This window comes from Flavobacterium sp. MEB061, from assembly GCF_000834715.1.
Lineage (GTDB): Bacteria > Bacteroidota > Bacteroidia > Flavobacteriales > Flavobacteriaceae > Flavobacterium > Flavobacterium pectinovorum.
The window spans coordinates 251,494-263,535 of the sequence record NZ_JXQR01000040.1; the positions used below are offsets into that span (position 1 = coordinate 251,494).

At 29.5% G+C, this 12,042-nt stretch carries 13 protein-coding genes; all 13 read left to right on the forward strand.

Annotation, left to right across the window (positions count from 1 at the left end; all coding sequences use genetic code 11):
- The first annotated feature begins 1 nt into the window (after window position 1).
- The 13 genes from RT99_RS24780 to RT99_RS16935 all read left to right on the forward strand — a co-directional run bounded on the left by RT99_RS24780 (window position 2) and on the right by RT99_RS16935 (window position 12,042).
- The gene (locus tag RT99_RS24780) at window positions 2–994 is read left to right on the forward strand and encodes a glycosyltransferase (protein ID WP_165587211.1); all 993 of its coding nucleotides are present in this window, start codon (window positions 2–4) and stop codon (window positions 992–994) included.
- A gap of 2 nt (window positions 995–996) precedes the next feature.
- On the forward strand, window positions 997–1,578 hold the full coding sequence (locus tag RT99_RS25860) for a DapH/DapD/GlmU-related protein (RefSeq protein WP_052483710.1): 582 nt from the start codon (window positions 997–999) through the stop codon (window positions 1,576–1,578).
- 15 nt (window positions 1,579–1,593) lie between these two features.
- Window positions 1,594–2,544, forward strand: coding sequence for a glycosyltransferase family 8 protein (locus RT99_RS16885; RefSeq protein ID WP_042565903.1), 951 nt, complete (start codon window positions 1,594–1,596; stop codon window positions 2,542–2,544).
- A gap of 215 nt (window positions 2,545–2,759) precedes the next feature.
- On the forward strand, window positions 2,760–3,359 hold the full coding sequence (locus RT99_RS16890) for a DapH/DapD/GlmU-related protein (RefSeq protein ID WP_052483711.1): 600 nt from the start codon (window positions 2,760–2,762) through the stop codon (window positions 3,357–3,359).
- A gap of 19 nt (window positions 3,360–3,378) precedes the next feature.
- Entirely contained in the window at window positions 3,379–4,170 is a 792-nt protein-coding gene (locus tag RT99_RS16895; RefSeq protein ID WP_052483712.1) for a glycosyltransferase family 2 protein, read from the forward strand.
- 2 nt (window positions 4,171–4,172) lie between these two features.
- Window positions 4,173–5,381 (forward strand): EpsG family protein, encoded by a 1,209-nt coding sequence (locus RT99_RS16900; protein ID WP_042565904.1) that lies wholly within the window; start codon window positions 4,173–4,175, stop codon window positions 5,379–5,381.
- The gene (locus tag RT99_RS16905) at window positions 5,365–6,453 is read left to right on the forward strand and encodes a glycosyltransferase family 4 protein (RefSeq protein ID WP_042565905.1); all 1,089 of its coding nucleotides are present in this window, start codon (window positions 5,365–5,367) and stop codon (window positions 6,451–6,453) included. The genes RT99_RS16900 and RT99_RS16905 overlap by 17 nt, the downstream gene beginning before the upstream one ends.
- Window positions 6,454–6,467: 14 nt before the next feature.
- Entirely contained in the window at window positions 6,468–7,178 is a 711-nt protein-coding gene (locus RT99_RS16910) for a glycosyltransferase family 2 protein (RefSeq protein ID WP_207384897.1), read from the forward strand.
- A complete protein-coding gene (locus RT99_RS16915) occupies window positions 7,163–7,921 on the forward strand; it encodes a glycosyltransferase family 2 protein (RefSeq protein ID WP_042565907.1) in 759 nt (252 codons plus the stop codon). Before RT99_RS16910 ends, RT99_RS16915 begins: the two co-directional genes overlap by 16 nt.
- The gene (gene glf, locus RT99_RS16920) at window positions 7,918–9,045 is read left to right on the forward strand and encodes a UDP-galactopyranose mutase (protein ID WP_042565908.1); all 1,128 of its coding nucleotides are present in this window, start codon (window positions 7,918–7,920) and stop codon (window positions 9,043–9,045) included. The genes RT99_RS16915 and glf overlap by 4 nt, the downstream gene beginning before the upstream one ends.
- Window positions 9,045–9,938, forward strand: coding sequence for an NAD-dependent epimerase/dehydratase family protein (locus tag RT99_RS16925; RefSeq protein ID WP_207384898.1), 894 nt, complete (start codon window positions 9,045–9,047; stop codon window positions 9,936–9,938). The genes glf and RT99_RS16925 overlap by 1 nt, the downstream gene beginning before the upstream one ends.
- A gap of 6 nt (window positions 9,939–9,944) precedes the next feature.
- On the forward strand, window positions 9,945–11,063 hold the full coding sequence (gene gmd, locus RT99_RS16930; RefSeq protein ID WP_042565910.1) for a GDP-mannose 4,6-dehydratase: 1,119 nt from the start codon (window positions 9,945–9,947) through the stop codon (window positions 11,061–11,063).
- Between the two features lie 46 nt (window positions 11,064–11,109).
- Window positions 11,110–12,042, forward strand: coding sequence for a GDP-L-fucose synthase (locus RT99_RS16935; RefSeq protein WP_042565911.1), 933 nt, complete (start codon window positions 11,110–11,112; stop codon window positions 12,040–12,042).

Consider the following 12,042-nt stretch of genomic DNA (forward strand, 5'->3'; position numbering starts at 1 on the left):
AATGGGAAAACCTTTAGTTTCGGTAACAATGATTACCTATGGTCACGAAAAATTCATTGAAGAAGCTATTAATGGAGTTTTAATGCAAGAATGTAATTTTTGTGTTGAGCTTATAATTGTGAATGACTGTTCTCCTGACAGTACAGATGATATTATTCAAAATATTATAAAAAAACACCCTAGAGGAAATTGGATAAAGTATATAAGTCATAAAAAAAATATAGGTATGATGCCTAATTTTGTTTTTGCACTTAATGAAGCTAAAAGTAAGTATATTGCGCTATGTGAAGGGGATGACTATTGGACAGATTCTCTGAAATTACAAAAGCAGGTTGATTTTTTATGTAAAAATGAGGATTATGGGTTGATATATACTAATGCAAATATATTTAATCAAATGGAAAACAAATTTACAGGGACATTTAGTTTTATTAATAATGAGGCCCCAAAATCTGGTGATTTTTTTCCATCAATCTTATTAAAAAATTACGTACAGACACTCACTGTTTTAGTCAAAAATGAATATTTGATAGCCGCAATTCAAACTATTGGTGACTCGATAAATGAATTCAATATGGGGGATTACCCACTTTGGATAGAAATTAGTCGAATTACTAAATTTAAATATCTTGACGAGGTAATGGCTGTCTATAGAGTCACACCAAATTCAGCTTCTTCTTATTCCAATTTGGAAAAAAGATATGATTTTCTTCAGTCGACGTTTGACATGCAATTTTATTTCTGCAAGAAATATAGTCTCTTTGAAATCTATGAAAAAATACAAACTAATTACTCTGGATTTCTCTGTAATAAAGTTTTCGATCTAAATATCAAATACATTGATAAGAATATTCTCAACTCTTTTAAACCTGTATCAATTCGAGATAGAATTATTAAGCTTTCATTGAGTTTTAGATGGGTATATAAAATTTCAAAGGTTTTATTAAAACTAAATTCACTTTTAAAAAAGAATGTTAATATAATTAAAATTTGAAAATGCTTTTAAAAATTCTTAAGACTTTATATTGTCAATTTGTATATTTTATATTTCGGGATCCTGAACTTTTTGCTTTCACTATACTCAATCACCAAGCATACATCCATAGAAAGGCAATTATTCGCTTGAAAAATAGAAAATCTTTATTAATTGGCAAGCAGGTTTACATAGGTGCATTTTCAATTTTAGTAGTATTAGACGATATTTCCCCAAATGCGCATAAAGGTTCTTTTTTATCAATTGGAGCAAATTCTTATATAGGTGAAGGAAATAACATAAGGGCAGCCGGGGGGCAAATACGTATTGGTTCAAATTGTTTCATTTCCCAACAGGTATCAATTCTTGCTTCAAATCATAATATAAAAAAGGATCAGCCGATTGCATATCAAGGGTGGTCTAAAAGAAATAACTATATCGTAATTAATGATGATGTTTGGATTGGAGCAAATTCTGTTATTTTACCAGGAGTGACTATTGGTACTGGGGCAGTGATTGGAGCTGGTAGTATAGTTACCAAAGATGTACCAGAATATTCTATAGTTGCAGGTAACCCCGCTAAAATCCTAAAATTTAGAAATTAATTCAAATAATTGAAAATGAATATAGTTATAGCAACTGATGATAATTTCGTGCAACATTGTGTTTCAACTCTTAATTCTCTTCTAATTAATAATAAAATTGAAATACATATTTATTTACTTTCGGAAGGATTAACTGAAGAAAATTTGGTAATTATTGAGAATCTTGTCAAAGACAAAGGAAGCTTTTTGCACTATATATTAGTAGATAAAAAGCTAGTCAGAAATTTGCCAATGCCTCAAATGGATTATCTATCTCACATTAGCATAGCCACCTACTATCGGTTATTAATACCAATACTTCTACCTAAATCTGTCACAAAAGTAATTTACCTTGATTGTGATGTAGTAATTCGTAAATCTATTTATGAATTATGGGAAACTAATATTGAGGATAATGCAATTGCTGCTGTTTATCAAATGGTTAGTTGGACAATAAAAGATATAAAAAGATTGAAATATCCTCCTGAATATGGTTATTTTAATGCAGGAATTTTACTTATTAATGTTAAGTATTGGAGGGAAAATTTAATAACAGATAAACTTCTAAATTACATTAAATTAAACTACAATCAGATAATTTATCACGATCAAGATGCGCTGAATGCAGTACTTTATGATAAATGTATTAAATTGCCTTGCAAATGGAATTTACTTTCGATTTTTTTTAAAAAAGATACAATTAACATTACTGATATAGATGATGGACAAATTATTAATGATTATGCAGATTATAAAAATGAACTTGTTTCTGAACCTTATGATCCTACAATCATTCATTTTGTTTCGAAACCTAAACCTTGGGATGCAAAATGTACACATCCATTTAGAAAGGAATACTATAAATATCTTCGAAATACACCATGGGAAAATTTCAAAGAGCCTAAACCAATAATATCCTTTTTGTTTAGGATTTCTAGGAGGATTAAATATTTTATTTTATGTCGTAAATACCCCGATATAATATAGCATAAGAGTTTTTTAAATATTATTTATTCTTGCTGGTAGATTACGCTATTTGTTAGTAAATAAAATAGAGTAAGTTATTTTGTCTAAGGAGTATGAAGATGGAATATCTCTAACTGGACGAGGTATTATTAAGGAGTTATTTAGCGTCGTACAAATAGTCAGTCAGCATAAACGTTTATATTAAGAATTATAATTTTAATTAATACATATAGATATTGAAAAGTGTTATACTAAAATCGTATCATTTTTATAAAACTGTTTTTTCTTCTCATACATCGGTAAAACTTTTTGTTTATCGATTACTGTATCCTCAAGTTAAGTGGGGTAAAAATATCCGTTTAAATGGTAGTCCTATATTTAGACTCTCTGGAGATGTAGAATTTGGAAATGATTTAATTTTTACAAGTCATACAAGATATAATATGGTTGGGATTTGTAAACCGTGTTCTATATGTGTGTTATCAAATGCCTCTTTGAAAATTGGGAATAATTCAGGGTTTAGTGGTGTTTCAATTTATAGCGCCAATTCAATATCAATTGGGGCGTATTGCAACTTTGGAGGAAATACTTCAATATGGGATACAGATTTTCATCCCATAGATTTTAATATGCGAAAGGATGATAACGCAAGTGTTTTAACCAATCCTATTGTGATAGGAGACAATGTATTTGTAGGCGCAAACACAATCATTCTCAAAGGGGTGTCAATTGGTGACCGATCAATTATTGGTGCTGGTTCTGTTGTGACAAAAAATGTACCCGCTGATCAAATTTGGGCAGGGAACCCAGCTAAATTTATTCGTAATCTATCTTAGATAATAAATATAATATTTAATGAAAAATCCTTTAATTTCAATTATTACTGTTTCATATAATAGTGAAAAGTATATTGAAGAAACAATAAAAAGTGTTCTTTCTCAAACCTATAAAAACATTGAATATATTATTATTGATGGGGGTTCTACAGATGGCACAGTGGCTATCATTGAAAAATACAGTAGCAAAATTTCTTATTGGATTTCCGAAAGTGATAAAGGTATATATGATGCAATGAATAAAGGAATAAAAGCCGCAACAGGAGATTGGGTTAATTTTATGAATTGTGGGGATTGGTTCTTCAATAACACAACAATAGAATTAGTTTTTAAGGATCGAAAAATAGATGATTATGATGTTATCTATGGTAATACTGAAATGCGACGAGAAAATTATGAGCATAATAAAATTCATGTTCCTAGCGATAAGAATAATTTTTGGAAAAAATTAGTTGTACACCAAAGTATATTTTCTAGATTAAAAATTAATCAAAAATATCCTTTTGATCTTGGTTTTAAAGTATCTGCAGATTTTGATTTTATTTATAAAATATTCTTCTTTAAACATAGTGTTTTATATTTAAATATAATTATTTCAAGTTTTGATATGATTGGTTATTCACACCATCATAGATATATTGGATTTTCTGAAGATCGTCATATAGCTTTGAAATATAAGGGTGACTTTAAGATAAGTTTAAAAGTATATATGCATTATTTAAAGGTTACCTTTATTGGTAAGTTAATTGATCTTTTAAAAAAATATAGTCCCGTTTTTTACTCGAGGTTAAAAAAAAGCTTAGGTAATTAATTATGATTCCATATTATATTTTTTTTATTTTTTTTGGCTTTGGAGCATTGTTAGATAATCTAAAGCAAGATGATGATAGGCTTCAATCTCTAAGATGGAATGTGTTTTTTATAGGTTTTTTTTTAATTCTTTTTTTTGTTGGCTTTCGTTATAAACTTGGAAGTGATTGGCTTTCATATCTAACAATGTATAATGAAGCAGTTCCTTTGAATATTTTGTTTCAAGCTGATAACCTATCTTTTGCTTCAGATTTTACAGAGCCGGGATTCAAAATTATTATGTCATTGTCAAAAGAGATAGGAATTAATTATGCCTTTTTTGTTTTTCTATTGACATTGTTTAATACTATTTCTTTGTTTTATTTTTTATATAAAAATAAGATAAGAAATAAGCTTATTTTTTTAGCTCTTATTCTGATATTAACTACATTTTACGAATTTGATATTTTAAGACAATCCTTAGCCTTTCATATAGTATTGTTCTCATTAGTTGGTGATAAGATCAAGTTTTGGAAATTAATAAGTTTTACTTTGCTTGCTATGACTTTTCATTACACAGCAATAATATTTGTAGTTTTTTATTTTTTTCAAAAGCTAAATATTACTCGTAAAGGTGTATTAATGTTATCACTAATATATTTTATTTCTCTTTTTGTTTCAATTCCTTTACTAACAACTGTTTTAAAATTTTTAGAACCAATAGTTGATGGAAATACTGGGGCAATAATATCAAAGGCTATTGTAGTGGTACAAAATTTTGGTTTTCAGAGAGGTATTAGCCTTACGAGTATTTTGAACCTTACTTTTTTAATTTTACTCGCAATAAGAATTAAGACTATGAAATTCTCCTCTTCGGAAAAATTACTTATTAAAGCCTTTTTGTTTTACATAATTATTAATATTCTATTTAAAGAAATTCAGGAAGTAACCGACAGGTTTTCATATTATTTTAATATAGGAATAGCTTTTATGTTTTGTCTTTTAAATGACTTTGTTTTAATAAGAGAAAGAAAGATGATATTAATGTTTGTTCCTTTGCTATTTATTATAATGCGTTTGTCTCTGCATTTTAGTGATATTGGTATTCGATATGGGCAAACTCCTTATAGAAATTATTTATTTATAGAAAAATCAGATGAACAAGAAATTCTTTTAAGATATGATAAGATGCAAAGTTTCAAAAGTGATGAGATAGATGGGAAAAAGGATTAAGGTTAATTTTATTTTACCAGGCCGCGGTATCTATCCCGTAGGAGGGTTTCGCATAGTTTATGAGTACGCAAATAGATTAACAGAGTTAGGAGCTGATGTTAAAATTTTACACACCGCTTGCTTATATAAATCCCATTCTTTTTTTATTGGAATTGTGCGGTATGTTTATTATTTGATTTTTTTTAAATTACATAAAAAATGGTTTCAATTGAATCCACAAATTGTTAATAAATGGATTTTTACACCAAAATCTTTATTTGTTCCGGATAGTGATTTTGTTATTGCGACTTCTTGGGAAACAGCAGAGTATGTCGTTGAATTATCTGAGAATAAAGGAGTGAAAATTTATTTAATTCAAGGAAATGAGGCAGATTTTATTTTTGCAAAAAAAAATAAATTTGAATATCGTGTTTTTAAAACATGGGATTTTCCAATGAAAAAAATTGTTATTAGTACGTGGCTACAAAAAAAAATAATTGAATCTGGTAATGTTTCAGAGTTGATTTTTAATGGTTTGAATTTTGATGAATTTTTCATTGAGAAAAATATTTGTGATAGAGATCCGCTAACATTGATGATGCTGTATCATGATTCCCCTAGTAAGGGTTGTAACGAAGGATTAGAAGCTATTAGAAAAATCAAAATTCAGAAGCCATTGCTCAAGGTTGTTTTGTTTGGTGTGCCTAATCGTCCAGAGAATCTAGAAAGGTGGATAGAATATTATAAAATGCCTTCTAGAAGTCAGCTAAGGGAATTGTATAACAATTCATCTGTATTTATATCTCCTTCTCATTCAGAGGGTTGGGGTTTGCCGGTGGCAGAGGCAATGCAGTGCGGTTGCGCTGTTTTAACCAGTAATATTGATGGATTTAAAGATTTTGTAAAAAATAAAGAAACGGGTTTATGTTTTGAAGTTCAAAATGTTGAGGATTTAATACAAAAGTTAGATTATTTATTAGAAAATGATAATATTAGGGTTTCATTAGCTAATGCTGGAAATCTTTATGTTCGAAAATTTGATTGGAAAGTTTCAACAGTTAAGATGTATAATTTTTTAAGTAGCTTAAAATAATGAATTCAATATGCATGACAACTTACAATGGAGATCTTTTCTTGAAAGAACAAGTGGACTCTATTTTGAATCAAATAAGACCAGACGATGAATTAATTATATCAGACGATTCTTCGACAGATGGTACTGTTGAGATTTTGAAAGGAATTAAGGATTTAAGAATTAAGTTGCTACTTAATAATACTTTTAGAGATCCTATAATGAATTTTCAAAATTGCCTTAAGGAAGCTTCGGGAGAATTTATTTTTCTATCCGATCAGGACGATATTTGGATAGATGGAAAATATGAAAAAATGCTAAATCTTCTGGGGGATTATGATTTAGTTATAAGTGATTCAAAAATTGTAGATGAGGATTTAAACTTGATAGAGCCTTCATTCTTTAAGTTTTTTGGATCAGGAAAAGGAATTCTAAAAAATGTTATGAAGAGTTCGTATTATGGTTCATGTATGGCATTTCGAAAAAGTTTATTAGAGAAAAGTTTGCCGTTTCCCAATACCAAGGAAATAGGACATGATTTATGGATTGGTCTAGTTGGGGAAATGACAGGAAGAGTGCTTTTTTATGATGAGCAATTGATATTATATAGAAGACATAGATTAGCTTTTACTGTTACGGGGATGAGTAAGAGTAAAAGAAGTATTTTGAAGAAAATTAAAGGAAGAATAATAATGTTTCGAGAAATAACTCGATTTTTAATTAAATATAGATGGAAAAAGGATTAGTGTCAATTATCACTCCAATGTATAATGGGGAACGTTTTGTTGGAGATACTATACATTCAGTTTTAAATCAGACATACTCTAATTGGGAAATTATTGTTATAGATGATGGATCAAAAGATAAGGGACCAGAAAAAGTAAAGAAATTTGCTGCTCAAGATAATCGAATAAATATTTTTAGTCAAGCCAATGGAGGTTCAGCAGCAGCTAGAAATAATGGTATTAGAAGAGCTAAAGGGCAGTATATTGCATTGTTAGACGCTGATGATACATGGAATCCTGATTTTTTAGAAAAACAGATTAATTTAATGAATGAAAAGAAAGCACTTTTGGTATATTCTTCTCATACTAGAATCGACGAACATTCAAAGGAAATATTGACGCCTTTTATTGTTCCGGAAAAAATAAATTACAATGATCTTTTAAAATCTTGTTATATATCTTGTTTGACAGGATTATATGATACTTCTGTCTACGGAAAGGTATATTTAAGAGAGGACATGAAAAGTCTGCGCGATGATTATGTGTATTGGTTAGAAATAATGAAGAAAGTAAAGGTAGCGTATGGTAACAAAGAGATTATAGCAAATTATAGAATTCTTAATTCTTCTGCCAGCCGGAAAAAGAATAAAGTTATTATTCCTCATTTTAAAGTTTTATATAAAGTAGAAAAATTAGGTTTAGTTAGAAGTTTATATTATTTAGGCAATTGGGCATTTATTAGTTATTTTAAATATAGAAAATGAAAAAGGAATATGATTTCTTAATTGTTGGAGCAGGACTTTATGGAGCTATTTTTGCTCATGAAGCGACCAAAAGAGGTAAAAGTTGTTTGGTTATTGATAAACGGGATCACATTGCTGGTAATATTTTTTGTGAAAACATCGAAGGTATTAATGTTCATAAATATGGTGCACATATTTTTCACACAAGTAATAAGATAATTTGGGATTATGTTAATTCCTTTGTTGAATTTAATAGATATACAAATTCACCGATAGCAAATTATAAAGGAGAATTATATAACCTTCCTTTTAATATGAATACCTTTTATCAATTGTGGAAAGTTAAAACACCTAAGGAAGCAAAAGCAAAAATAGATGAACAAGTTGCTTTAACTGGTATAAAGGAACCACAAAATTTAGAAGAGCAGGCATTGTCATTAGTAGGTTCTGATATTTATTATAAATTGATAAAAGATTATACTGAGAAACAATGGGGGCGAAAAGCTACTGAACTTCCTGCTTTCATAATTAAACGTTTGCCGGTTAGATTTACTTATGACAATAATTATTTTAATGATAAATATCAAGGTATTCCAATAGGTGGTTATACTAAAATTATTGAGAAGATGCTTACTGGAATTGATGTAAGAACCAATGTGAATTATTTTGAGGATAGAGAAAATCTTAATAGTTTGGCTGACTCAATTGTTTATACGGGTATGATTGATGAATATTTTGATTACAAATTTGGAACTTTGGAATATAGAAGTTTAAAGTTTGTAAATGAAGTGCATGAATGTGAAAATTATCAAGGAAATGCGGTCGTAAATTATACAGATTCGGAAACGCCTTATACAAGAATAATAGAACATAAACATTTTGAATTTGGGACACAAGAAAAAACGGTTATAACAAAAGAATATTCGCAAGAATGGACCAAAAAAGATGAACCATATTATCCTGTTAATGATGAAAAAAATGAGCAATTATTTAAAAAATACAAAGATTTAGCAAAAAATGAATCAAATGTAATTTTTGGTGGAAGATTAGCTGACTATAAATATTATGACATGCATCACGTTGTTGGTATTGCATTAAAAAAAGTTGGAGAAATATTTAAAGATAAAACTTTAGAAGATCTATAATGGAAATAATTATTACTGGCGCATCTGGATTTGTCGGAAGCAATCTAATTTATAGTTTAAAGGATGAAAATAAGATTAACTTAATGAAAGTTAGGTATTCCCCAAATCAGACATTTCATTTTGCGGGAGATTCGGTCATTCATTTAGCAGGTAAAGCACATGATTTAAAAAAAGTATCACAACCGTTAGATTACTATGAGGCAAATTTTGAGTTAACGAAACAATTATTTGATTCTTTCTTAATTTCGGAATGTTCCACTTTCATATTTATGAGTACAGTAAAAGCAGTTGCGGATGAAGTTAAAGGTGTTTTGACTGAAGAGTTTGAGCCTAATCCTAAAACACATTATGGCATTGCAAAACTTCAGGCAGAAGAATATATTTTAAGCAAAAAAATACCAGAGAATAAAAGAGTTTATATACTAAGACCTTGTATGATTCATGGGCCGGGAAATAAAGGAAATCTCAATTTATTATACAAATTAGTTACAAAAGGAATACCGTGGCCGTTAGGTGCATTTGAAAATAAACGTTCGTATTTAAGTATTGAAAACCTTTGTTTTGTGATCAAGAATTTGTTAGAAAATAAGCAAATACCTTCAGGAATTTATCATTTGGCAGATGATAGGTCCTTGTCAACAAATGACTTAATTGAATTGTTAGGGACAAGCTTAGGAAAGAAAAATTTAATTTTGAATATTCATTGTTCTTTTATAAAATCACTGGCGAGAATTGGAGATTACACAAGATTACCATTAAATTCCGAACGTCTTCAAAAATTAACTGAAAATTATATAGTAAGTAATAAAAAAATAGTCAATGCCTTGGGTAAATCATTACCAGTAACAGCTGAAATTGGATTGATGAGGACTTTTGAGTCATTTAAAAAATAAAATAAAATGAAAATTGCACTTATAACAGGAATTACAGGACAGGATGGTTCTTACTTGGCAGAATTATTATTAGAGAAAGGTTATATTGTTCATGGAGTTAAAAGAAGAGCTTCTTCTTTTAATACGCAACGTATTGACCATATTTATCAGGATCAACACGAAGCTCATGTGAATTTTAAGTTGCATTATGGAGATTTGACTGATTCAACTAATATCATTAGAATCATTCAAGAAGTACAGCCTGATGAAATTTATAATTTAGGAGCGATGAGTCATGTAAAAGTTTCTTTTGATTCACCGGAATATGTTGCAAATGTTGATGGTATTGGTACATTAAGAATTTTAGAGGCAGTTCGTATTTTAGGTTTGGAAAAGAAAACACGTATTTATCAGGCGTCAACATCTGAATTGTACGGTGGTTTGGCAGAGAATAAAAACGAAAGAGGATTTTATGATGAGTATTCTTCTTTTTATCCTCGTTCACCGTATGGTGTAGCAAAGATTTATGGTTTCTGGATTACTAAAAATTATAGAGAAGCTTATAATATGTTTGCATGTAATGGTATTTTATTTAATCATGAATCACCACGTAGGGGAGAAACATTTGTGACTCGTAAAATTACGATGGCTACAGCTGCTATTGCCTTAGGAGAGCAAGATTGTTTGTATTTAGGAAATTTAGATGCCCAACGTGATTGGGGACATGCTAAAGATTATGTAGAAGCAATGTGGCGTATACTGCAACAAGATGTTGCAGAAGATTATGTTATTGCAATGGGAGAAACTACTTATGTACGTGATTTTGTTAAGATGTCTTTTGCAGAAGTAGGAATCAATATCGAATTTAGAGGAGAGGGAGTAGATGAAAAAGGATATGTTGCTTCTTGTAGTAATCCCGCTTATCAAATCGAATTGGGTAAACAAATAATTGCTGTTGACCAACAATATTTCCGCCCTACAGAAGTGGATTTGCTTATTGGAGATCCTACTAAATCAAAAACTCAATTAGGTTGGGTACCTAAGTATGATTTAGCCGGATTAGTAAAAGAAATGATGGCATCTGACCTTCAATATGTTTTAAAAGAAAAGATGTTAAAAGAAGTAAGATCTAGTATTGTTTGTTGATTTGCATAAATCAGAATAATTTTATTTTTGAATATAAATAAGAATAATGAATTTAAATGATAAAATTTATATAGCTGGACACCGCGGAATGGTAGGTTCAGCTATTTTACGTCAATTAAAAGCCAAAGGTTTTGCGAATTTTATTTTGAAAACTTCTTCAGAACTTGATCTTAGAAATCAGCAGACAGTTGCTGACTTTTTTGAAGGAGAAAAACCAGATTATGTTTTTTTAGCCGCAGCAAAAGTCGGTGGTATTATTGCTAATAATACTTATCGAGGAGATTTTATCTATGAAAATTTGATGATTCAAAGCAATGTCATCCATCAATCATATGTAAACAATGTAAAGAAATTAATGTTTTTAGGTTCTTCTTGCATTTATCCAAAATTAGCTCCTCAACCATTAAAAGAAGAGTATATGCTAACAGGGGAATTGGAGCCGACGAATGAACCCTATGCTATTGCAAAAATAGCTGGTATAAAAATGTGCGATGCTTATAGAGATCAGTTTGGCTGTAATTTTATTTCAGTTATGCCTACTAATTTATATGGGCCAAATGATAATTATGATCTAAAGAATTCTCATGTATTGCCAGCGATGTTACGAAAGTTCATCACAGCTAAACATAATGGTGATGCTTTAGTAACGATTTGGGGAACAGGAAGTCCTAAAAGAGAATTTTTACATGCAGATGATCTTGCTGAAGCCTGTCTGTTTTTAATGGAAAACTATAACGAGGAAGGTTTAGTTAATATTGGTATTGGTGAAGATATTTCAATTTTAGATTTAGCAATTTTAGTTAAAAAAATAGTTGGTTTTGAAGGCGATATTTTGACAGATGTAACTAAACCCGATGGTACTCCACGTAAATTAATGGATGTTTCGAAATTAAGCAGTTTTGGTTGGAAAGCTAAAACTACTCTTGAAGAAGGTATTCAAAAAGTTTACGATGAAATAAAGGATACAAACTGGAAATAA